General features: G+C 64.4%; 22 protein-coding genes and 1 pseudogene. 16 read left to right on the forward strand and 7 right to left on the reverse strand.

Annotated features, from left to right (window positions below):
* Positions 1–42 precede the first annotated feature (42 nt).
* The 7 genes and pseudogenes from C1927_RS07595 (at position 43) to C1927_RS21375 (ending at position 6,926) form a co-directional block, all read left to right on the forward strand.
* On the forward strand, positions 43–231 hold the full coding sequence (locus tag C1927_RS07595) for a hypothetical protein (RefSeq protein ID WP_108746331.1): 189 nt from the start codon (positions 43–45) through the stop codon (positions 229–231).
* A gap of 15 nt (positions 232–246) precedes the next feature.
* Positions 247–1,038 (forward strand): annotated as a pseudogene (locus C1927_RS07600) (phospholipase); the annotation flags it as partial.
* Positions 1,039–1,049: 11 nt separating this feature from the next.
* Entirely contained in the window at positions 1,050–2,546 is a 1,497-nt protein-coding gene (locus C1927_RS21365; protein WP_159095321.1) for a hypothetical protein, read from the forward strand.
* Between the two features lie 68 nt (positions 2,547–2,614).
* Entirely contained in the window at positions 2,615–2,824 is a 210-nt protein-coding gene (locus tag C1927_RS07610) for a hypothetical protein (RefSeq protein ID WP_108746334.1), read from the forward strand.
* A 2-nt stretch (positions 2,825–2,826) separates the two neighbouring features.
* Positions 2,827–3,612, forward strand: coding sequence for a hypothetical protein (locus C1927_RS21805; protein ID WP_301553988.1), 786 nt, complete (start codon positions 2,827–2,829; stop codon positions 3,610–3,612).
* 80 nt (positions 3,613–3,692) lie between these two features.
* Complete coding sequence (locus C1927_RS21370) at positions 3,693–5,147, forward strand: hypothetical protein (protein ID WP_159095322.1); 1,455 nt, start codon at positions 3,693–3,695, stop codon at positions 5,145–5,147.
* A 219-nt stretch (positions 5,148–5,366) separates the two neighbouring features.
* Positions 5,367–6,926: a hypothetical protein gene (locus C1927_RS21375; RefSeq protein ID WP_159095323.1), complete on the forward strand. Its 1,560-nt coding sequence runs from the start codon at positions 5,367–5,369 to the stop codon at positions 6,924–6,926.
* Positions 6,927–7,189: 263 nt separating this feature from the next.
* Here C1927_RS21375 and miaB read toward each other — a convergent pair whose 3' ends face one another.
* Together miaB and C1927_RS07640 are read right to left on the reverse strand one after the other, a co-directional pair.
* A complete protein-coding gene (gene miaB / locus C1927_RS07635) occupies positions 7,190–8,605 on the reverse strand; it encodes a tRNA (N6-isopentenyl adenosine(37)-C2)-methylthiotransferase MiaB (RefSeq protein ID WP_108746339.1) in 1,416 nt (471 codons plus the stop codon).
* 100 nt (positions 8,606–8,705) lie between these two features.
* Complete coding sequence (locus tag C1927_RS07640) at positions 8,706–9,326, reverse strand: glutathione S-transferase family protein (protein WP_108746340.1); 621 nt, start codon at positions 9,324–9,326, stop codon at positions 8,706–8,708.
* A gap of 81 nt (positions 9,327–9,407) precedes the next feature.
* Between C1927_RS07640 and C1927_RS07645 the strand changes: the two genes are divergently transcribed.
* From C1927_RS07645 to C1927_RS07675, 7 genes are all read left to right on the forward strand, one after another.
* The gene (locus tag C1927_RS07645; protein ID WP_079221347.1) at positions 9,408–10,376 is read left to right on the forward strand and encodes a WYL domain-containing protein; all 969 of its coding nucleotides are present in this window, start codon (positions 9,408–9,410) and stop codon (positions 10,374–10,376) included.
* 46 nt (positions 10,377–10,422) lie between these two features.
* Positions 10,423–11,367, forward strand: a complete 945-nt coding sequence (locus C1927_RS07650; RefSeq protein WP_079221348.1) for a lytic transglycosylase domain-containing protein — start codon at positions 10,423–10,425, stop codon at positions 11,365–11,367.
* Between the two features lie 174 nt (positions 11,368–11,541).
* Complete coding sequence (petA, locus tag C1927_RS07655; RefSeq protein WP_004151998.1) at positions 11,542–12,162, forward strand: ubiquinol-cytochrome c reductase iron-sulfur subunit; 621 nt, start codon at positions 11,542–11,544, stop codon at positions 12,160–12,162.
* A complete protein-coding gene (locus tag C1927_RS07660; protein ID WP_079221349.1) occupies positions 12,162–13,421 on the forward strand; it encodes a cytochrome bc complex cytochrome b subunit in 1,260 nt (419 codons plus the stop codon). The genes petA and C1927_RS07660 overlap by 1 nt, the downstream gene beginning before the upstream one ends.
* Complete coding sequence (locus tag C1927_RS07665; RefSeq protein WP_108746341.1) at positions 13,414–14,163, forward strand: cytochrome c1; 750 nt, start codon at positions 13,414–13,416, stop codon at positions 14,161–14,163. The genes C1927_RS07660 and C1927_RS07665 overlap by 8 nt, the downstream gene beginning before the upstream one ends.
* Before the next feature lie 134 nt (positions 14,164–14,297).
* Entirely contained in the window at positions 14,298–14,933 is a 636-nt protein-coding gene (locus C1927_RS07670) for a glutathione S-transferase N-terminal domain-containing protein (RefSeq protein ID WP_079221351.1), read from the forward strand.
* Between the two features lie 85 nt (positions 14,934–15,018).
* Complete coding sequence (locus C1927_RS07675) at positions 15,019–15,486, forward strand: ClpXP protease specificity-enhancing factor (protein ID WP_079221352.1); 468 nt, start codon at positions 15,019–15,021, stop codon at positions 15,484–15,486.
* A 77-nt stretch (positions 15,487–15,563) separates the two neighbouring features.
* On the opposite strand, the gene C1927_RS07680 is transcribed toward C1927_RS07675, so the two are convergent.
* From C1927_RS07680 to C1927_RS07695, 4 genes are all read right to left on the reverse strand, one after another.
* Positions 15,564–15,914: a DUF3301 domain-containing protein gene (locus tag C1927_RS07680; RefSeq protein WP_108746342.1), complete on the reverse strand. Its 351-nt coding sequence runs from the start codon at positions 15,912–15,914 to the stop codon at positions 15,564–15,566.
* A 68-nt stretch (positions 15,915–15,982) separates the two neighbouring features.
* A complete protein-coding gene (locus C1927_RS07685; RefSeq protein ID WP_108746343.1) occupies positions 15,983–16,921 on the reverse strand; it encodes a DUF2272 domain-containing protein in 939 nt (312 codons plus the stop codon).
* Positions 16,922–17,048: 127 nt separating this feature from the next.
* A complete protein-coding gene (nadC, locus tag C1927_RS07690; RefSeq protein WP_108746344.1) occupies positions 17,049–17,900 on the reverse strand; it encodes a carboxylating nicotinate-nucleotide diphosphorylase in 852 nt (283 codons plus the stop codon).
* Positions 17,897–18,166: a Trm112 family protein gene (locus C1927_RS07695; RefSeq protein WP_108746345.1), complete on the reverse strand. Its 270-nt coding sequence runs from the start codon at positions 18,164–18,166 to the stop codon at positions 17,897–17,899. The genes nadC and C1927_RS07695 overlap by 4 nt, the downstream gene beginning before the upstream one ends.
* Positions 18,167–18,224: 58 nt before the next feature.
* On the opposite strand from C1927_RS07695, the gene purE reads away from it, so the two are divergent.
* Both purE and C1927_RS07705 read left to right on the forward strand, forming a co-directional pair.
* Positions 18,225–18,728, forward strand: coding sequence for a 5-(carboxyamino)imidazole ribonucleotide mutase (gene purE / locus C1927_RS07700; RefSeq protein ID WP_079221357.1), 504 nt, complete (start codon positions 18,225–18,227; stop codon positions 18,726–18,728).
* Positions 18,725–19,873 (forward strand): 5-(carboxyamino)imidazole ribonucleotide synthase, encoded by a 1,149-nt coding sequence (locus tag C1927_RS07705; RefSeq protein ID WP_108746346.1) that lies wholly within the window; start codon positions 18,725–18,727, stop codon positions 19,871–19,873. Before purE ends, C1927_RS07705 begins: the two co-directional genes overlap by 4 nt.
* Positions 19,874–20,011: 138 nt before the next feature.
* Here C1927_RS07705 and C1927_RS07710 read toward each other — a convergent pair whose 3' ends face one another.
* Positions 20,012–20,590, reverse strand: a complete 579-nt coding sequence (locus tag C1927_RS07710; protein ID WP_108746347.1) for a superoxide dismutase — start codon at positions 20,588–20,590, stop codon at positions 20,012–20,014.
* Positions 20,591–20,675 lie beyond the last annotated feature (85 nt).

The raw sequence follows: 20,675 nt of genomic DNA on the forward strand, positions 1-20,675 counted from the left end.
ACAGGTGCCAGCCTGTCGGAGCAGACCACGCTGGCGCGCGGGATGGAACTGACGCCCTTGAGTGATCAGTGGCTGCAGTCCATGGGCGGCATGCAGGAACTGTTTGGCGACCTGACCCGTCCGGGCAAGGCCGGGAACGTCAGCGTGCAGATCGTGCGATCTTCGGGTGCGGCACTGCACGCACTGGAGAAGAAGGGGGGGGGGCAAGGAGCTCGGGCTGAAGCTGGATAGTGTTACGTACACTCCAAGCTGCTGATCGTGGACGACGCCGTGGCCATCATTGGAAGTGCGAACTGCAACGACCGGAGTCTGCTGGGCACGGGCGATACCGAGATCGCCGCGGTGATCGTGGATGGTGCGGCCCAGTCGATGGACCTGGGTAATGGCGTAAAGGTGATAACCCGGAAGTTTGCGCGGGATCTGCGGATGAAGCTTTGGAGGAAGTTCCTGGGAGAGGAAATTTCGCTCAATGACGGGAAGCTTCGCGGGTATGCTGAATCGAACGCCACACGGCCCTATTACCCGCCATTTCAGAAGATGCCCCCGGAATCCTTCGTGTTGCGCCCAGCTGCCTCGTCCACGTGGCAGGAAATTAGGAAGATCGCAGACTTGAACATGATTGCCTACCGTCGGGTGTTCTCTAATACTCCGGACGATTCCATGGCACGTTATGATGCGGTGTTCAATATGTTTCCCGCTGCTGGGTTCAATGAAAAAGGCCATCAACTGCGGCGCCTCTATGGGCAACCGCCGGATCTGCAGCCAGAGTTCATGATCGAACCTAGCGAAATGGTTGACGGGGTAACCCTGAGCGTCGGTCGTCACAATGTCGCGAAAGCCATGGCTTTCATGAAAGATCAAAAGAATCTGCACGGGTTCTGGGTTTCGATGCCTCTTCTGTGGGGGCATGGAATGGATGACCCTGCGGCGGCGATGCCCAAAGAACTCATTGCGGCTGCTCCGATTTCGATTTCGACTGGGTCTTACCTCGCATCCAGTGGCAGAAGTTCGTCGCCCGATCAAGGGGTAGAAGCATGAGTCGCCTTTGGATGATCCCCCTGATCCTCGCCCCCGTTGTAGCTGAGGCTGGTGATGCCGGGAATGAGTCGAGTTCATTGCCGAACGGCTATCAAGTACGGTTTTCGCCTGAGTCACGAAACGTCGTAAGAATCTCCGGAGAGAGGCCTACGGTGATCGCTGCGAATGTGCCGATTTCCGTCACGCCGTCAGCTGAACTTGAGAACCGGCCTTTCGGTAAAGATGGCGGATCTGTTGTCTACCTGGAACCCGACGGGCGCGGCGGGCTTCGAGTGTTTCGAGAAGAGAAATGGGTGCGGAGAGCTGCCATCAGAAAGGACGTTCCCGTTAGCGTCCCGAAGGTCGTGAGGGGAATCTACCCGTACTTCAAGGTTGAGCGTGAAAGAAATTTTGTTTACGACAGTGTCGGGCGCATCACTGCGGTGACGTCTGTCGATGCCGATGGCAATGCTGAAACTCAATTCTGCGCACTCTATGACGCAGCGGGGAGGGTTGAGGTTGCAACTTCAACCGACAACCACACAGTGTCACTCGGCCGTGACTTTGAATGCAGTGAGCTTCGGAATGGACCATCACTGAGCGCTACAGAGTACTTTCAGTATCGCGGCGATGGTGCGCTGGAGCGGAAGCTTTCGAAGTCATTGGTTCCTGCCAAGGGAGAGGCGAATCCGGAGGAGACGCAGAGCGCGGACGCCGCAGATGACGGCGCGTGGCAGGGGTATGGGGAGCTGTACTACGTTAACCGCGGGAATGGAGTCGGGTACGACTCATTGGTTTTCCAGATGAGTGATGCGCGTGGTGTCACTCAACTTCATGGCTCCAATTTTGAAATCGTGCCGTCTGATGCTACGCCGCTTTTTGAGCGGCGTAGCAAGGATGGCAGTAGAGAGCTGAGTTATACCTTCACTCGTGAGCGCGTGCCTCCTGAAGTGATGGAGGGCCTGCTTGTCGGTCTGACTCGTTATACGCGTGTCCGCGGGTACGAGCATCAATCTGGACAGAAAATTTTCGAAATTTTCTCCCCCGGTGCCAAGCATCCCCGCGAACGCCAATGGCGCACGCTGGATCTGAATCGGCAGGAAAACTACGACGCAAAGGGCAAACTCACGCGCGTGATTCTGTCCGGCCCTGTCTCTGGTGACGCCTACACCGAAAGCCTGCGCGCCTACGCCGAGAAGGGCGGTTTGAAGCTTACGCCTCTCACCAGCGGCTACAGCTCTTACCGCGTGTACGACTACGACGCGGCCGGCAAAGAGACCCTCTCGTTCGTGTGCTGGCGCTACGAAGTCTCGACCAACAAGCCCTACGCCCATTTCCCCTGGTGGGAGCCCGATCCTCGGCCCAAGCGCAGTCGTGAAGCCGAGCTGCAGTACGGCAGGACGCAGGTGGGCACGCGGTGCGGCACGCCTGACGGCAAGATGATTGTGGAGGGCATGGGCCCGGTGAAGAAGCTGATGGAAACCAAGTACGGCTTTGGGACGACCAAGCTGGGGTTGCCGGGCGAGTAGGGCGAGTCTTCTATCCCGACCTCGTGCCAGTCGCCGGCCTGTCGGAGCAGACCACGCTGGCGCGCGGGATGGAACTGACGCCCTTGAGTGATCAGTGGCTGCAGTCCATGGGCGGCATGCAGGCACTGTTTGGCGACCTGGCCCGACCGGGCAAGGCCGGGAACGTCAGCGTGCAGATCACCCGATCTTCGGGTACGGCACTGCACGCACTGGAGAAGAAGGGGTGCAAGGAACTCGGACTGAAGCTGGATAGTGTTACGTACACTCCAAGCTGCTGATCGTGGACGACGCCGTGGCCATCATTGGAAGTGCGAACTGCAACGACCGCAGCCTGCTGGGCACGGGCGATACCGAGATCGCCGCGGTGATCGTGGATGGTGCGGCCCAGTCGCTGGACCTGGGTAATGGCGTAAAGGTGATAACCCGGAAGTTTGCGCGGGATCTGCGGATGAAGCTTTGGAGGAAGTTCCTGGGGGAGGAAATCCAACCGTTGCCGGAAAAGAAGGATAAGCCCTACAGCGCTGTTGAATCTGCGGCATTGTATCTGCCTTGGTTCGATATTCAGAGCCCCAGTATCAGGATCGAGAACCCGGCGAGTCCCGCTACGTGGAAGGGGATTAGGGTGCGAGCGGATTCCAACGCGACCACGTACGAGCGCGTTTTTACCAACGTCCCTCGCGATTCGTTTCGGCGGTACGATGCCGTATTCGGAGGGTTTCCGTCTGCGGGTCTGAGTGACAAGGGACATGTCAAGCGCATGTTGTATGCACAACCACCTGACCTGCAGCCAGACTTCATGCAGGAACATAGTGTCGTGAACGACTATGTGACCAGCGCGGTGGGACGGCACAATGTGGGAAAAGCTGTGGAGGCGCTGAAGGCGGGCGAGTCACGCGTCAGAGGCTTTTGGGTGGCGATGCCGCTTTTGTGGGGCAACGGCATGGATGACCCCGCCGCAACAATGCCTAACGAGATCATCGCAGCGCTGCCCCTCGGGACTGACCTGCGAGGAGGTACGATGCTGGCGAGACAAAGTGTCGACGAAGGACATGGAGAGCAGGTTTGAATAGATATACTGTCCCCAGAGTCATGGCCTTTTTCGGTGCAGTATCCTGCGCAAGCGCCGCCTTTGCTGACTGTGTGCCGATGAATGGCGACCTGAGTGCGTCGCCGGATAGAAGTGTAGAGATCCGCTTCAGTCCGGAACCCATTGATCGATTCCACATAAGTCTGAGTCGAGCGAACGAGGTCGCACCATTCATCCGCATTGGCGTCTATCCGGAGGTCACAAGACTGGAGAACAAGCCTTTCAGTTCCGAAGGTGGAACGATCTTCTATCTAGAGCCGGGCCCTCAAGGGCCGAGGCTCTGCCGGGTGGAGGAGTGGAAGCGAAGAGTACAAAAGGTGAGTAGCGATGATGCGAGCTCGCTTCCTGCAATCCAGCGGATTCTCCCGTACTTCGAACTTCGGCAAGTTCGCACCATTCACTATGATCCGTCTGGTCTACTTGTATCCAGTCGAAAGATTGATGCGAATGCGCGTGGTAGCACAATTTTTTGTGCGCTCTATGATAAGGAAGGCAGAATTGAAGTGGCAAATGAAAGCTCTGAGACGGGTGTTTCAGGTAGTCCGGGCTTTCAGTGTTCGCAGCTTCGCGATGGGCCTGTAAAGAAGGTTACTAGGTATTTCGCCTATCGAGCTGATGGATTCTTGGCTTCGGATATGACCAAGATGGCTACGCGCAAGCCTGGGGAGGGCGCGGGGCAAGAAGATGTCGGTTTTGGAACCGAGGTCACGGATGGTGCCTGGTACGCGCAAGGAGATTTTTACTTCAATGATGGCAACGTCCACCGCCGCGTTGGTGCATCGTTTCAGATGAGCGATAAGCGAGGGCTTACTGGTATACAGAGTGAATCCTTTGCCATCGCGTCATCCGACGCGACGCCCGTCTTTGAGCAACGCAGTCGGGATGAAGGTAGGGAGTTGAACTACACCTTCCCTGGAGAGCGTGTATCGCCAGATGTGCTGAAGGGGCAATTTGACGGCGTAACCGCATATACGCGTGTTCGTGAGTATTTCCACCGCACCGGACAGCGCATCTTCGAGATTTTTGCTCCGGGCGCAAAGCACCCTCGGGAACGCCAGTGGCGCACGCTGGATCTGAAACGCCAGGAAAACTACGACACAAGCGGCAAGCTCACCCGGGTGATCCTGTCCGGCCCGACCCCTGCTGACGCCTACACCGAAAACCTGCGCGCCTACGCAGAAAAGGGCGTTTTGAAGCTTACGCCTCTCACCAGCGGCTACAGCTCCTACCGCGTGTACGACTATGACGCCACCGGCAAGGAGTCACTCTCGTTCGTCTGCTGGCGCTACGAAGTCTCGACCAACAAGCCCTACGCCCATTTCCCCTGGTGGGAGTCCGACCCCCGCCCCAAGCGTAGTCGTGAAGCAGAACTGCAGTACGGCAGGACGCAGGTGGGCACGCGGTGCGGCACGCCCGACGGCAAGATGATCGTGGAGGGCATGGGCCCGGTGAAGAAGCTGATGGAAGCCAAGTATGGCTTTGGGACCACGAAGCTCGGCTTTCCGGGCGAGTAAGGCGAGAAGTCTGTCCAGAGCTCGTGAGGGGTGTCGGCATCCCCTTACAGATCACGCGGTTGCGTGGCATGGACTGTGCCGGGGAATTGAGCTGATATCGCCGCGCTGTGCCAGTGGGTCCAATATCGGGTACGCCGATGGTAATTTGCCAAAAGGACAGGAATGAAAGGCTTAACGCGTGAAAGCGTGTGTATCTCTGCAACGTTACTCGTAGTCGGCATGCTCGCCGTCAGCGCATCTGTCAGTGCTGCTTGTAACGATGCCGAAGCTCCTTTGGTGGCGGCTGAAGCCGGAATGGAAATGCGGCTATTGCCATCGAGCGCCGAGAAGGTCACTTATCGTCTTCCAAGTGTTAATGAAAAAAAGAGGGTGAGTTTTCCGGAAATCGTACCGGGAGTCTCTCTCCTTCATAACAGAGGATTCGATGGGGATGGTGGGCAGGTCATCTATCTTGAGTCAGATGATAAGGGTGGTAAGCGTGTCTGTCGGACTGAGAGCTGGGCAAAGAGGACGACAGGAGGCGCACATGCTACCTCTCCCGCAGGGAATGAGCTGTCACCAGATAACCCTGTTCTGAAGCGGATCTTTCCCTACTTCTATCTCGATGAAGTTCGTGCGTATTTTTACAATTCAAGTGGAAGGCTGGGAGAGGTCCGGTTGACCCGGCCGATGTTCCAAGGAGGATGGGAGGGAAGCATCAGGGACTTCTATCGACTGAATGCCGTAGAGGCCTGTGTTCGTTATGACAACGCTGGTCGCGTGATCATGGTTTCTGGCTCGCCGGGGGCGGAAGCATCGTTGAACCCCGCCTTTCAATGCTCGGATCTCAGCATGGAGGAGGTGCCGTCTCAGGTCACTGGGTACAACTACTATCCTGATGGGAGCGTTGAAGTTGTGGATATGCGCAGGCCAAAGACCCTTTCTGCGGGGAAGGACACGACGGGAACTCTGCCTGCGGGCGGCGACGAGCGCAGTGGCGCTTGGACCGGGCAGGGGGTGGTTTACTTGAAGGAGGGAGGCGCTGATCACACTGTCCGGGAAGTTCACTTCGACTCCAACGAGGAGCATGGGTTGGTCCGATTGAAGAGCTACTCGGCGGCCATTGCGGCGTTCGACATGACGCCGATTTTTTCGCAGAGAGCCTCCGGTCACAATCAGGAGCTTCGCTATACGTTTCCGGCTGAGGCTGTTCCTTTGAGAGCAGCGGGCGACCAGTTCAGTGGCATTGTTGGCTACACGCGTGTGCGCAATTACCAGCATCAATCTGGACAGAGAATTTTCGAAATTTTCTCCCCAGGTGCCAAGCATCCCCGCGAACGCCAATGGCGCACGCTGGATCTGAATCGGCAGGAAAACTACGACGCAAGCGGCAAGCTCACCCGGGTGATCCTGTCCGGCCCGGTCCCTGCTGATGGCTACACCGAGAACCTTCGCACCTACGCAGGAAAGGGCGTGCTGAAGCTCACGCCGCTCACCAATGGCTACAGCTCTTACCGCGTGTATGACTACGACGCGGCCGGCAAAGAGACCCTCTCGTTCGTGTGCTGGCGCTACGAAGTCTCGACCAACAAGCCCTACGCCCATTTCCCCTGGTGGGAGCCCGATCCTCGGCCCAAGCGCAGTCGTGAAGCCGAGCTGCAGTACGGCAGGACGCAGGTGGGCACGCGGTGTGGCACGCCTGACGGCAAGATGATCGTGGAGGGCATGGGCCCGGTGAAGAAGCTGATGGAAACCAAGTACGGCTTTGGTACCGCGAAGCTCGGCTTTCCAGGGGGGTAGGAGGGGGATGGGGACTCTGCGAGGGCATCATTTCGCTTGCCTGACCGGATGCAGTAGCGGCGCGGCTGTTCCCGCTCTAACACCCCAGCTTCTCCACATCCGCTGTGGAACGAAGCCCAATCAACCTGTGGATAGGTGGCGCAGAGCCTTGTACCAAAAGGCTCTGCATGACGTGGTGAAAAAATCACCACGCCTTCCATGCTGGCGAGGTCGGCGCCCCTGCAGGGATCCGACCGGCAGGGCCGGCCATTGGCCGGCACGCCTTACTCCGCCACCACGCGTGCTCGCAGCGAATTGGTCAGTGCCTCGGTGATCACCACGTCCACGAACTGGCCGATCAGGCGCGCCGGCGCCGGGAAGTTCACCGAACGCATGTTCTCGGTCTTGCCGGTCAGCTCATTCGGGTTCTTGCGCGAGGGGCCTTCCACCAGCACGGTCTGCACGGTGCCGACCATCTTTTCAGAGATGCCGGCCGCATGCGCGTTGATGCGTTCCTGCAGGCGCGACAGGCGCGCATGCTTCTCCGCATCACTGATCGTGTCCTCCAGGTCGGCGGCCGGGGTGCCCGGGCGACGCGAATAGATGAAGGAGAAGCTGTGATCGAAGCCGATATCCTCGATCAGCTTCATGGTCTTCTCGAAATCGGCATCGGTCTCGCCGGGGAAGCCGACGATGAAGTCCGAGCTGATCGAGATGTCCGGGCGTACCGCACGCAGCTTGCGGATCTTCGACTTGAATTCCAGCGCGGTGTAGCCGCGCTTCATCGCCGACAGCACCCGGTCGCTGCCGGCCTGTACCGGCAGGTGCAGGAAGTTGGCCAGCTGCGGCACATCGCGGAACGCGTCGATCAGTGAATCGCTGAACTCCAGCGGATGCGAGGTGGTGAAGCGGATGCGGCCCACGCCGTCGATCTCGGCGATGGTGCGGATCAGCAGGCCCAGGTCGGCGAACTCGCCATCACCGTAGGGACCGCGGTAAGCGTTGACGTTCTGCCCGAGCAGGTTGATCTCGCGCACGCCCTGCGCGGCAAGCTGCGCCACTTCCACCACCACGTCCTCGAAGGGGCGGCTGACTTCGGTGCCGCGGGTGTAGGGCACCACGCAGAACGAGCAGTACTTGGAGCAGCCTTCCATGATCGAGACGAACGCCGAGGCGCCTTCGGCGCGCGGTTCCGGCAGGCGGTCGAACTTCTCGATCTCGGGGAAGCTGATGTCCACCTGCGGGCGCTTCTGCTCGCGGCGGGCGCGGATCAGTTCCGGCAGGCGGTGCAGGGTCTGCGGGCCGAACACCAGGTCCACGAACGGCGCGCGCTTGATGATCGCTTCGCCTTCCTGCGAGGCCACGCAGCCGCCCACGCCGATGATGACTTCACGGCCCTTGTTCTTCAGGCTCTTCCACACGCCGAGCTGGCTGAACACCTTTTCCTGCGCCTTCTCGCGGATGGAGCAGGTGTTGACCAGGATGACGTCGGCGTCGTCCGGGGTCTCGGTCAGTTCCAGGCCATCGCTGGCGGCAAGCACGTCGGCCATCTTGGCCGAGTCGTACTCGTTCATCTGGCAACCGTGGGTCTTGATGTACAGCTTGCCTTTCACCTGGTCGGGCTTGCGCGGACCGGCGGGCAGGGCAACGAGCGGGGTACCGCCCGGGGCGGGCGGGAAGACGTCTGGCGTCCCGGTCATGGCGCTTAATCCATTCGGGTGGCGGGAAAGCGGGCAATTCTACCCGCATCCCGCGCCGCCCGCCGTGCTCCTGTAGAGCCGAGCCCACGCTCGGCTACCCTTACGCCGCCACCAGCTCCGCGTCGATCTGGCGGGACCGGTCGAACGCGGCCAGCGTGCTCATCCGGTCGATGTAGGTCGCGGTGGCCGGGGCCGGCTGCACCAGTCCGAACTCGCGCATCCAGCCCAGCGCATTGCCCCACAGGATGTCGGCCGCGCTCAGGGTCTCGCCAAGCAGGTACGGCCCCTGCGCCAGCTGCGCCTCGATCACCTGCAGCACGGTCTCGGCATCGTTGTAGGGCGACATCATCCGCGGCGGCGGCTCGCGATGCATGGCCTTGTCGGTCATGGCCGGCTCGAAGCAGGCACCGTAGAAGGCCATCCAGCGCAGGTAGGGCCCGCGCTGCCCGTCACCGATCGGCGGCGCCAGCCCGGCTTCCGGGTACAGGTCGGCCAGGTACAGGTAGATGGCCACCTGTTCGGTCACCAGCGCGCCGTTGTGGATGATGGCCGGCACCTTGCCCATCGGGTTGATGGCCAGGTAGGCCGGGGCCAGGTTGGCGCCAGCCTTCAGATCCAGCACCTGCAGGCGGTAGTCGGCGTCCAGGGCTTCGAGCAGGGCGACGGCGCCGCTCGAGCGTGAACGGGCGGCGTGGTAGAGGGTGATCTGGCGTGCGGTCATGGCAGGGCTCCTTGCGAGGGGTGGTGAACCGGGAGGCCATGCTGGGGCACAATCGCGGACGACTTCTGTCCTCGATTCCGCATGCGCCATACCGCCCACCGACTGCTGCGACTGATCGCCCTGCTGCAGGCCCGCCGGCACTGGTCCGGGGCCGAGCTGGCCGAGCGCATGGGCGTGGACCGGCGCAGCATCCGTCGCGACATCGAACGCCTGCGCGAGCTCGGCTATCCGGTCCAGGCCTCGGCCGGGGTAGGGGGTGGCTACCGGCTTGGCGCCGGTGCGCCGGTCCTGCCGATGCTGCTGGACGAGGACGAGGCGACCACTCTGGCCATCGCCCTGCGGGCCGCCTCGGCCACCGTGTCCGGCATCGACGACACCGCGCGTGGCCTGCTGTCCAAGCTCGACCCGTTGGTACCGGCACGGCGTCGCCAGCAGGCCGGCGAGGTGCACGCGGCCACCGCCACCCTGTCCGACCTGCCGGCCACCGATGCGCGCCTGCTCGGGCGGCTGGCACAGCACTGCCGGCAGGCGGCACGGCTGGCCTTTGAATACCGCAGCGCGCAGGACGTGGTGACCCAGCGCCAGGTCGAGGCCCAGCACCTGGTCAATTACGGCCGGCGCTGGTACCTGCTGGCGTGGGATCTGGTGCGTGAGGACTGGCGCACCCTGCGCGTGGACCGGATGGGCGCGGTGCAGCCGCAACCGCAGCCGGGCCTGCATCGGCGCACCCCGGCCCCGCCGGATGTGATGGTCCGGCAGGCGGTCAGCCAGGCGCCTTTCATCCTGCAGGCCATCCTTCGCCTGGCGGGCAGCCAGGCCGAGCTGGAGGGTCGCATTCCGCCCTGGTGCGGGGTGCTGGAGCCCGATGGCGTCGACCATTGCCTGCTGCGGATGGGGGCCGAGAGCCGCGGCATGATGCTGGCCCAGATCCTCAGCCTGGACCGGCTGCCGCTGGCCCTGTGGACCTCCCCGCCGGAACTGCGGGATGAACTTGCCCAGCGCCTGGCCGGGCTGGGCCAGCTGCTGGCTGTGCCGGCGGTCACGGACTGAGCGGGGCCGCTTGGCAAGCCCGGGCGAAGCTGGGACACTCGCCGCCATGAAGGGGATACTGGGGACAACGGCGATCATCATCGCTGCGCTGACCGCTGCGCCGGCCAGCGCCGGCACCCTGTTCAAGTGCCAGGGCGCCGACGGCGTCACCAGCTATGTCAGCAAGCGCGTGCCCGGCGCGCGCTGCAGCAGCATCAGCTACACCCGCGATACCCGCCGCCCGGCTGCGCCGCGCGCGGTACCGGCCGCCGCGCCCGTGCAGACCGCCAGCACGGCCCCGGCCCCGACCCAGGTGGCCAGTGCCGAGCGCAATCCGGTCGCGGTAGCCGCCAGCGCTGCCAGCCCCGTCGTCGCCGCCACGCCCGCCGCTGCACCCGCAGCCAAGGCCGCTGCCACGCCGCGCGGTGGCCGCATGGTCAGTGGCCAGGTCTATTCGTACATGCAGGACGGGGTGCGCCACTACACCAGTGCGCGCCCCACCCAGGTGGCCAACCTTGGCCCGGTGCGCACCATCCGCTACAGCTTCATGGAGCGCTGCTACGCCTGCGGGGTCAACCCGCGCGTGGACTTCGGCAGCGTGCGCCTCAACACCACCGCGTTCCAGACCGAGATCTCCTCGGCTGCGCGCGAGTTCGGCGTGGAAGAAGCGATCGTGCGCGCGATCATCCATGCCGAGTCGGCCTACAACCCGACCGCGCTCAGCCGCGCCGGCGCGCAGGGCCTGATGCAGTTGATGCCACCGACCGCCGCACGCTTCGGGGTCAGTGATTCCTACGACGCCAGCCAGAACATCCGTGGCGGCGTGCAGTATCTTGCATGGTTGTTGAAGCGCTTCAATGGCGATCTGACCCTGGCCGCGGCGGGCTACAACGCCGGCGAAGGCGCGGTCGACCGCCACGGTGGCGTACCGCCTTACAGTGAAACCCAGTACTACGTGCGCCGCGTCGGCCAGTTGGCCGATCGTTACCGCACCGAATTGAGCAAGCAGTAGGTGCCGACTGTCGGTAGGTGCCGACTGTCAGTCGGCACGCTTTACAAAGATTGTTGCAATGCGTTGTGTGGCGCGAGACGGTTCCGCTACACTCGCCCATGATTCAATGCGGCTCTGGCCCCCACCGGATCCGCTGGCAGCCTTAAAGCTACCTAATCAATATCGGAGTGCCGGATGGCCAACGATGGGGTACACGATCCAGTCAACACCGGACGTCGGCGTTTTCTTTCTGCCACCACAGCCGTGGTGGGCGCCGTCGGCGTCGGATTCACCGCAGTTCCTTTCATCAAATCCTGGAACCCCAGTGCCCGCGCCAAGCTTGCCGGCGCACCGGTGGTGGCCGACATCAGCGCCCTGCAGGAAGGCCAACGCCTGATCGTGGAATGGCGTGGCCAGCCGATCTGGATCGTCAAACGGTCCAAGGCGATCCTGGATGCACTGCATGGGCTGGATGGCCGTCTCAAGGACCCCGAGTCCGGCGAGAAGGACCAGCAGCCGGACTATGTGCTCAAGCAGAACCCCGAGCTGCGCTCGATCAAGCCGGACATCTCCGTGCTGGTCGGCCTGTGCACGCACCTGGGCTGTTCGCCTGAAATGGTCGCCGAGATCCGGCCCGAGCCCTACGACCCGCAGTGGAAGGGCGGCTACTTCTGCCCCTGCCACAAATCGCGCTTCGACATGTCCGGCCGCGTCTTCAAGGACGTGCCGGCGCCGATCAACCTGAAGGTGCCCGCGCACCATTACCAGGACGACAACACCATCATCATCGGTGTCGATCCGCAGGGGGCAGCCTGATGGCCAATATCCTCGCCCGTACCGCCAGCGGCGTGGCCGACTGGGTCAACGCCCGCGCGCCGGGGCTGATGCCGGTCTACCGCAAGCATGTCAGCGAGTACTACGCGCCGAAGAACTTCAACATCTGGTACTACTTCGGTTCCCTGGCGCTGCTGGTGCTGGTCAACCAGATCGTCACCGGCATCTTCCTGACGATGCACTACAAGACCAACGCCGCCGAGGCGTTCGGTTCCATCGAATACATCATGCGGGACGTGGAGTGGGGCTGGCTCATCCGCTACATGCACTCCACCGGGGCCTCGCTGTTCTTCATCGTGGTCTACCTGCACATGTTCCGCGGGCTGCTGTACGGCAGTTACCAGAAACCGCGCGAGCTGGTGTGGATCCTCGGCATGCTGATCTACCTGGTGCTGATGGCCGAAGCCTTCATGGGCTACGTGCTGCCGTGGGGCCAGATGTCCTTCTGGGGCGCGAAGGTCATCATCTCGCTGTTCGGTGCCATACCGGTCATCGGCAACGGCCTGACCGAGTGGATCATGGGCGACTACCTGCCCAGTGACGCCACGCTCAACCGCTTCTTCGCCCTGCACGTCATTGCCCTGCCGCTGGTGCTGCTGCTGCTGGTGGTGCTGCACCTGGGGGCACTGCACGAAGTGGGGTCGAACAACCCTGATGGCGTGGAGATCAAGAAGGGGCCGAAGGGCAACCGCTGGTCGCCGAACGCTCCGGCCGACGGCATTCCCTTCCACCCGTACTACACGCTCAAGGATGGCGTCGGTGCCGGCTTCCTGCTGATCATTGCGGCCTTCATCATCTTCTTCGCGCCGGCCTTTGGTGGCCTGTTCCTGGAGCATGACAACTTTACCGAGGCCAACCGCCTGGTGACGCCCGAGCACATCAAGCCGGTCTGGTACTACACGCCGTACTACGCGATGTTGCGCGTGGTGCCCAACAAGCTGGGCGGCGTGCTGGTGATGTTCTCGGCCATCGCCATCCTGTTCCTGGTGCCATGGCTGGACCGCGCGCGGGTCAAGTCCTACCGCTACCGAGGCCTGCTGTCGAAGGTGCTGCTGGGGGTGTTCGCGGTGTGCTTCGTCTGGCTGGGCGTGATCGGCTCGGGCCCGGGCACCGACGCGCACGAGACCTACGTCGGGCGGGTGCTGACCTTCCTGTACTTCGCGTTCTTCATCACCATGCCGCTATGGACCAGGTTGGACAGGACCAAGCCGGTACCGGAGAGGGTGACCACCCATGACTGATCGCTGGATGGTCCGGTTGGCCCTGATGGCCACCCTGATGCTGGGCAGTTTCCTGGCCTCCGCCGCCGAGGGTGGCACCAAGCTGCTGCAGGCCGGCAACGACCTGGGTGACCGCGCATCGCTGCAGCGCGGCGCGCAGCTGTACATGAACTACTGCTCCGGCTGCCACGCGCTGAAGTACCTGCGCTATTCGCGCATGGCCCAGGACCTGGGCCTGAGCGAGGAAGAGGTGATGGCCAACCTCAACTTCACCGGCTCGGCGATCGGTGACCCGATCCCGGTGGCGATGCCCAAGGAACAGGCCGAGAAATGGTTCGGCAAGATGCCGCCGGATCTCAGCCTGATCTCGCGGGTACGCGGCAGCGACTGGATCTACACCTACCTCAAGTCGTTCTACCTGGACAGCAGCCGTCCGCTGGGCTGGAACAACGCCCTGTTCGCCAACGCGTCCATGCCCAACCCGCTGTGGGAGATGCAGGGCCTGCAGCACGCGGTGCACGGCAAGGCCGAAGCGCCGGGCATGGACCCGCCGGTCGCCGGCCTGCGCCTGGAATCGCCGGGCAACGTCGATGCCGGGCAGTACGACCAGGCCGTGCGGGACATCACCAACTTCCTTGAATATGCCGGTGAACCGGCCGCACTTAAGCGCCAGCAGCTGGGCGTGTGGGTGATCCTGTTCCTGGCCCTGCTGACCTTCCTGCTGTACCTGCTGAAGAAGGAATACTGGAAGGACGTGCACTGATTCTGCGGCCGCCCCAGCGCAAAGCCTATTGGCTTTTGTGATGGTCGGTTGCACACTCGGGGAGGAGTCGACCGCCGGCACGGTGCTGGCGGCGCCGATGCGGCAGGCGGTCTCCTGTCGTGGGAGAGCCTTTGATGGCGGCGAGCGTACGCATGCGCAATACACTGACGCTGTTTTCCTCGAACGATGATGTCCTGTGCCACCGGGTACGCCTGGTCCTGGCGGCCAAAGGGGTCAGCTATGACTTCGTTCCTGTCGACCCGCAGAATCCGCCTGAAGATCTGATCGACCTCAACCCCTACCACTCGGTGCCGACCCTGGTCGAGCGCGAGCTGGTGCTGTACGCCGCCTCGGTGGTCAGCGAGTACCTCGACGAGCGCTACCCGCATCCGCCGCTGATGCCGGTCGATCCGCTCTCGCGTGCGCGCATCCGCCTGGCCATGCTGCGCATCGAACACGACTGGGTGCCGCAGGTGCAGGCCATCCAGCTGGGCAACAAGACCCAGGCCGAGGCCGGCCGCAAGAGGCTGAAGGAGCTGCTGACCGCCTCGCTGCCGCTGTTCAAGGCCAGCAAGTTCTTCCTCAACCCGGAAATGAGCCTGGCGGACTGCGCCATGGCGCCGATCATCTGGCGCCTGCAGTCGCTGGACGTGCCGCTGCCCAAGGATGGCAAGGCCATCGAGGATTACGGCAACCGCATCTTCCGCCACCCCGGTTTCGTCCGCAGCCTGACCGAGCAGGAAAAGAAGCTGCGCGACCTGCCGGGCTGAGCCTGGCGGCCGCATCCCGTCTGCATGCCCACCGGCGTGCAGGCGATCCGCCCCGGCAGGGGCGTCGGGCGCGTACACTTCACGCATGACCGACGACTTCTTCCACATGACCAGCCACCGCCCGTACCTGCTGCGGGCGCTGGTGGAATGGATCAACGACAACCAGCTGACCCCGCACATCCTGGTCGACGCCGGCGTTCCCGGCGTCCAGGTCCCGCCTTCGGCGGTGAAGGATGGCCGGGTGGTGCTCAACATCGCCGAGCGCGCGGTGGTGCAGTTGGTGATCAACAACGAGATGGTGAGCTTCTCGGCGCGCTTCTCCGGCACCAGTTATCCGGTGCAGGTGCCGATCAGCGCGGTGCTGGCCGTGTACGCGCGCGAGACCGGGCAGGGCATGGCGCTGCCGGACGATATTCCGGGCACCGAGCCGGCACCGGCCAGCGACGAGCTGCTGCATGAGGGCGAAACGCCGTCAGGCGACACGCCGCCGGACGACCGGCCGCCGACCAGCCCGCCGCCGAAGGGTCGCCCGACCCTGCGCGTAGTGAAGTAACGGCAGGTGCCGACCGTTGGTCGGCACGCCATGAAACAAGGGTGGGTGCCGACCGTTGGTCGGCACGCCTTTACCGCTTAAATGTCCTCTGCCTCCTCGACATCCGCGCGGATCTGGCTGATCCGCGCCGCGCCCGGGCCGGTGAACGAGATCAGCTGGTCGCCGCGCAGCACCATGCGGCCGACATGGCGATCAATGCCGTCGTAGGAATACTCGAACTTGAAGGTGCGCTCGAAGCCGAGCCGGCCATCCTCGCCACGCGACAGGCGCATGCCGGTGGCGTGCACCGCCTGGTCGAGCCACTGCACATCGGCGGCGCGGCACGCATTGCGGCCCAGCTCAACGGCACGTTCGGCAGCCGAACGCGCGGCGTTCCAGAAGAAGTAGACGATGCCGCCGGCGATCAGCAGCAACAACAGGGTAGGCATGGCGTCACGCGTGCAGGTTCGATCCCGCAAAGATGGCGGCGAACACGCAGCGGATCAAGCCACCCCGCTCATTGTCCATTCGGCGGCGTTGGAACCGGCGGCGGTGCCACCCGCGACGCAGGTGCCGTCAGCTGCAGCAGTGCGGCCCAGTCCTGGCGGTTGAAGCTGCACTCATCCTCGCGGCCTGGCGTGCAGGCGGGCTCGATGCCGGTGCTGCTGCGGTCGCGTGCCGGCGGCAGCTGGATCAGGCCCGTGCGGTCCAGCTGCAGCAGGCGCATGGCCACGGTGTTCATCACGTTGCCACCCACCAGGTACAGGGTCTGGTCGCCGCCGAGGTTGGCTGCCACCACCACTTCGCAATGCGATTTCCAGTGCCCGACCGAGCCGTTGCCCAGTGCCTGCACCAGCCCGCTGTAGCTCAGCGTGCTGCTGCGGTCGCGCAGGAAGCACAGCAGGTCACCGGGTGCCGGCTTGGCCGTGGCCGGGTCCACCAGCCGGTACGGCACGCCGGACGGCCCGGCCTGGTAGGCGGCGCGGATGTAGTCGATATGCCGCGGCGAGGTGGTGAAGCCGGGCACGCCAGCGCGGGTCATCACCCAGGAAATGAAGGCGGCCGACCACGGGTTGTCCACGAGGAAGGCGCGGCAGTCGCTGTCGGTGTAGCGCGTGCCCAGCGGCGCCAGGCAACTGCTGGCGCCGGGAATGCTGCCCATGGCGTTGAGCGTGCCGCTGTCGCGCCAGTAGCTGGCCACGCGTTGCCAGGCGATCAGCCCGTTGTCGGCCAGGTGCTCGCTTTCAGCTTCGGTGACGCTGAGGCTGGCCGCGCGCCCGTCGCGATCGATGAAGGGGCGGTACCACAGCCGGTGTTCGTTGCAGGCGGCGTTGCGGATGGAGATGGCCAACGGGCTCAGGCCGAAGCGCGGAGGTACGTCGCAGGCTTCGGCGGCGGCGGCTGACAGCGGCGCGGCGGCCAGCAGCAGGCAGGCAGGCAACAGCATCCGGCGCATGCGCGGCTCCTGTGGGGGATGGCCGCAGCGTCGCAGTGACGTCGTGAACGCAGGGTGTGAGAACGGAATTGAACATGGGGTCAGATCCCTTTTCCAACGGAAAAGGGATCTGACCCCGGATCTACCCTCAACCCGGCGGCGGCCCCAGCTTCAGCGACAGGTCGATGGCCTGCACGTGCTTGGTCAGTCCACCGATGGAAATGCAGTCCACGCCGTCCTCGGCAATCGCGCGCAGCCCCTCCAGGCCGACGCTGCCGGACACTTCCAGAGGAATGCGGCCGGCGGCGATGCGCACCGCGTCGCGGCGCAGCGATGCATCGAAGTCGTCCAGCAGGATGCGCTCGCAGCCCGCCTCCAGTGCCTGCTGCAGCTGGTCCAGGTCTTCCACTTCCACCACCAGCGGCAGCGACGGCCACTGCTGGCGCGCGGCGGCCACGGCGGCAGGCAGCGAGCCGGCCGCGCGGATGTGGTTTTCCTTCAGCATCACCGTGTCGTACAGGCCGAAGCGGTGGTTGTCGCCGCCACCGCAGCGCACGGCGTACTTCTGCGCCAGACGCAGGCCGGGCAGGGTCTTGCGTGTATCGAGGATGCGCGTGCCGGTGCCGGCCACCGCAGCCACGTAGCGGGCGGTGGTGGTGGCGGTGCCGGACAGCGTCTGCAGGAAATTGAGCGAGGTGCGTTCGGCGCTGACCAGGCTGCGGCTGCGGCCGTGCAGCAGGGCCAGCACGGTGCCGGCGGCGACGCGGTCGCCCTCGGCCACGCGCCATTCGATGCGCACCTGCGGATCCAGGGCGCGGTGCGTCGCGTCGAACCAGGGGCGGCCGGCGATCACCGCATCCTGCTTGCACAGCAGGTAGGCGCTGTCGGCCTGGTCGGGCAGCAGGGCGGCGGTGACGTCACCGCTGCCCAGGTCCTCGGCCAACGCGCGGGCGACATCGGCCGCGACGAGGGCCGCATCCGGCGTCGGCAGGGCGGTCATGCGGCGGGGAAATCGGCGATCTGCGCGGTCGGGATGGCCTCTTCGGCCAGCAGCACCGGAATGCCGTCGTCCACGCGGAACACCTGCTTGCGGTCGCGGGTCACCAGCGCCTCGCGCAGCGGCTGGGCCAGCGGGTTGCCATCGGCCTTGTTCACCGAGCCGGCGGAAATGGCCTTGTTGAGGGCTTCCAGGCCCTTGCCATCCAGCAGGGACAGGGGCTGGCGGGTGTCCGGCGACACCAGCAGGTCAAGCAGCTTGCGATCCATGGTTCTTCGTCTTGCGTGGAAGACGGCTAGAATACGTCTTTAAGGCAGGTGACGGCCAATGACCCCCAACCCGATCGCGCCGCTTGTCGGCATCGTCATGGGTTCCCGCTCCGACTGGGAAACCATGCAGCACGCCGCCCAGAAGCTTGAAGCCCTGGGTGTTCCGTTCGAAGTGAAGGTGGTCTCCGCCCACCGCACCCCGGACGTGTTGTTCAGCTACGCAGAAGAAGCGGGCCCGCGCGGCCTGCGCGCGATCATCGCCGGTGCCGGCGGGGCTGCGCACCTGCCGGGCATGATCGCCGCCAAGACCGCCGTGCCGGTGCTGGGCGTGCCGGTGCAGTCCAAGGCCCTCAACGGCATGGATTCGCTGCTGTCGATCGTGCAGATGCCGGCCGGCATCCCGGTCGCCACCTTCGCCATCGGCAATGCCGGCGCATCCAATGCAGCGCTGTTCGCTGCGGCGATGCTGGCCAGCGACCAGCCGGCCATCGGCCAGGCGCTGGAAGCGTTCCGCACGCGCCAGACCGAAGATGTCATGGCCCACGACGACCCGCGCCAATGAGCCTGACCGTCGGCATCCTGGGCGGCGGCCAGCTCGCCCGCATGATGGTACTGGCGGGTGCACCGCTGGGGATGCGCTTCGAGCTGTACGACCCGGCGGCCGACGCCTGCAGCGGCCCGCTGGCGCCGCTCACCGTGGCCGCCTTCGATGACCGCGAGGCACTGGCGGCGTTCGCCGCCAAGGTCGACGTGGTCACCTTCGATTTCGAGAACGTGCCTGCCGACAGTGCGCAGTGGCTGGCCGGACAGGTGCCGGTCTATCCGCCGCCGTCGGCGCTCGCCGTTGCGCAGGACCGGTTGAGCGAGAAGACGCTGTTCCAGCAGCTGGGGATTCCGCTGCCGGCCTTCGCCGACATCCGCAGCCGCGATGAGCTGGCTGCCAAGGCCGCCGAATTCGGCCTGCCGTGCATCCTCAAGACCCGCCGCCTGGGCTACGACGGCAAGGGCCAGTTCCGCCTGCGCAGCGAGGCCGACATCGACGCGGCATGGGACGCGCTGGGTGCCCAGGTTGAGCGCACCGGCCTGATACTGGAGGGTTTCGTCGCCTTCGAGCGCGAAGTCAGCGTGGTCGCCGTGCGCGGCCGCGACGGCAGCTTCCAGGCCTGGCCGGTTACCGGCAACTGGCATGTCGATGGCGTGCTCTCGGCTAGCGTGGCCCCGGCCGTGCTGTCCGACGCCGAGCATGAAGCGGCGATTGGTTATGCGCGCCGCGTGGCCGAGCATCTGGGCTATGTGGGCGTGTTCGCGCTGGAGCTGTTCTGCCGCGATGGCGAGCTGCTGGCCAACGAGATGGCGCCACGCGTGCACAACTCCGGCCACTGGACCATCGAAGGCAGCGAGACCTCGCAGTTCGAAAACCACCTGCGCGCCGTGCTGGGCCTGCCCCTGGGCAGCACCCGCATGCTCGGCCATGCCTGCATGCTGAACTGGCTGGGCGCCATGCCCGATGCGGCACCGGTGCTGGGCCAGGCCAGCGGCCACTGGCACGACTACGGCAAGCAGCCGCGCGATGGCCGCAAGGTGGGTCATGCGACCCTGCGCGACGATGATGCCAACGCGCTGGCCGATGCACTGCTGCAGGTCGGCCTGGAGCTGGACCGCCAGGACCAGGTGGCCCCGGCCGTGCACGCGTTGCGCAACGGCTGATCCCGGTAATGCCGGCGCCGGGATACCCGGCGGCACGCACCCCCGGTAGTGCCGGCCGCTGGCCGGCAACGCCCACCAAGGTGGGCATCTACGGTAGCGCCGGGCCATGCCCGGCGGCCCGCAATGCCGGCAGCCGCCTCAGCGAAGCTGGCTCTCCGCGAATTCCCAGTTGACCAGTTGCCAGAACGCTTCCAGATAGCGCGCGCGCTCATTCTGGTGGTCGGTGTAGTAAGCGTGTTCCCACACGTCACAGCACAGCAGTGGCGTGCTGTCGCCGGTCAGCGGCGTGCCCGCGTTGCGGGTCGCCTGGATGCCGAGCTGGCCGCCGGGGTGCTGCACCAGCCAGACCCAGCCGGAACCGAACAGGCCCAGCGCCGCGCGGTTGAACTCCTCGCGCAGGCGCTGGCCGTCGCCAAACTGGCGCTTGACCAGTTCGCCCAGCCGGCCCTGCGGCTCGCCGCCGCCACGCGGGCGCAGGCATTGCCAGTAGAAGCTGTGGTTCCAGGCCTGCGCGGCCGCATCGAACAGCTTGCCCTGGGCCTGGCGGACGATGTCCTCCAATGTCGCTTCTTCCCATTCCGTGCCGACGATGGCGGCATTGACCGCATCCACATAGGCGCGATGGTGGCGGCCGTGGTGCAGCTCCACGGTCAGCGCGGACAGGTGCGGCTGCAGGGAGCCGGGAAGGTAGGGCAGGGCAGGCAATTCGACGGGCATGGACAGGTTCGTGGCCAGGGGACGGCGGCAGCCGGTTCCATCGGCTTACAATGGCGGCTACCGTGGGCAGTCTAGCCGACCACTG

The sequence above is a fragment of the Stenotrophomonas sp. ZAC14D1_NAIMI4_1 genome (genome assembly GCF_003086775.1).
Taxonomy (GTDB): domain Bacteria; phylum Pseudomonadota; class Gammaproteobacteria; order Xanthomonadales; family Xanthomonadaceae; genus Stenotrophomonas.

What these genes read in the sequence shown, in the direction of transcription:
- C1927_RS07595 (WP_108746331.1), top strand. Translation starts at nt 43, where the DNA reads ATGGAACTGACGCCCTTGAGTGATCAGTGGCTGCAGTCCATGGGCGGC.
- C1927_RS21365 (WP_159095321.1), top strand. Translation starts at nt 1,050, where the DNA reads ATGATCCCCCTGATCCTCGCCCCCGTTGTAGCTGAGGCTGGTGATGCC.
- C1927_RS07610 (WP_108746334.1), top strand. Translation starts at nt 2,615, where the DNA reads ATGGAACTGACGCCCTTGAGTGATCAGTGGCTGCAGTCCATGGGCGGC.
- C1927_RS21370 (WP_159095322.1), top strand. Translation starts at nt 3,693, where the DNA reads ATGAATGGCGACCTGAGTGCGTCGCCGGATAGAAGTGTAGAGATCCGC.
- C1927_RS21375 (WP_159095323.1), top strand. Translation starts at nt 5,367, where the DNA reads ATGCTCGCCGTCAGCGCATCTGTCAGTGCTGCTTGTAACGATGCCGAA.
- miaB (WP_108746339.1), bottom strand. Translation starts at nt 8,605, where the DNA reads ATGACCGGGACGCCAGACGTCTTCCCGCCCGCCCCGGGCGGTACCCCG.
- C1927_RS07640 (WP_108746340.1), bottom strand. Translation starts at nt 9,326, where the DNA reads ATGACCGCACGCCAGATCACCCTCTACCACGCCGCCCGTTCACGCTCG.
- C1927_RS07645 (WP_079221347.1), top strand. Translation starts at nt 9,408, where the DNA reads ATGCGCCATACCGCCCACCGACTGCTGCGACTGATCGCCCTGCTGCAG.
- C1927_RS07650 (WP_079221348.1), top strand. Translation starts at nt 10,423, where the DNA reads ATGAAGGGGATACTGGGGACAACGGCGATCATCATCGCTGCGCTGACC.
- petA (WP_004151998.1), top strand. Translation starts at nt 11,542, where the DNA reads ATGGCCAACGATGGGGTACACGATCCAGTCAACACCGGACGTCGGCGT.
- C1927_RS07660 (WP_079221349.1), top strand. Translation starts at nt 12,162, where the DNA reads ATGGCCAATATCCTCGCCCGTACCGCCAGCGGCGTGGCCGACTGGGTC.
- C1927_RS07665 (WP_108746341.1), top strand. Translation starts at nt 13,414, where the DNA reads ATGACTGATCGCTGGATGGTCCGGTTGGCCCTGATGGCCACCCTGATG.
- C1927_RS07670 (WP_079221351.1), top strand. Translation starts at nt 14,298, where the DNA reads ATGGCGGCGAGCGTACGCATGCGCAATACACTGACGCTGTTTTCCTCG.
- C1927_RS07675 (WP_079221352.1), top strand. Translation starts at nt 15,019, where the DNA reads ATGACCGACGACTTCTTCCACATGACCAGCCACCGCCCGTACCTGCTG.
- C1927_RS07680 (WP_108746342.1), bottom strand. Translation starts at nt 15,914, where the DNA reads ATGCCTACCCTGTTGTTGCTGCTGATCGCCGGCGGCATCGTCTACTTC.
- C1927_RS07685 (WP_108746343.1), bottom strand. Translation starts at nt 16,921, where the DNA reads ATGCGCCGGATGCTGTTGCCTGCCTGCCTGCTGCTGGCCGCCGCGCCG.
- nadC (WP_108746344.1), bottom strand. Translation starts at nt 17,900, where the DNA reads ATGACCGCCCTGCCGACGCCGGATGCGGCCCTCGTCGCGGCCGATGTC.
- C1927_RS07695 (WP_108746345.1), bottom strand. Translation starts at nt 18,166, where the DNA reads ATGGATCGCAAGCTGCTTGACCTGCTGGTGTCGCCGGACACCCGCCAG.
- purE (WP_079221357.1), top strand. Translation starts at nt 18,225, where the DNA reads ATGACCCCCAACCCGATCGCGCCGCTTGTCGGCATCGTCATGGGTTCC.
- C1927_RS07705 (WP_108746346.1), top strand. Translation starts at nt 18,725, where the DNA reads ATGAGCCTGACCGTCGGCATCCTGGGCGGCGGCCAGCTCGCCCGCATG.
- C1927_RS07710 (WP_108746347.1), bottom strand. Translation starts at nt 20,590, where the DNA reads ATGCCCGTCGAATTGCCTGCCCTGCCCTACCTTCCCGGCTCCCTGCAG.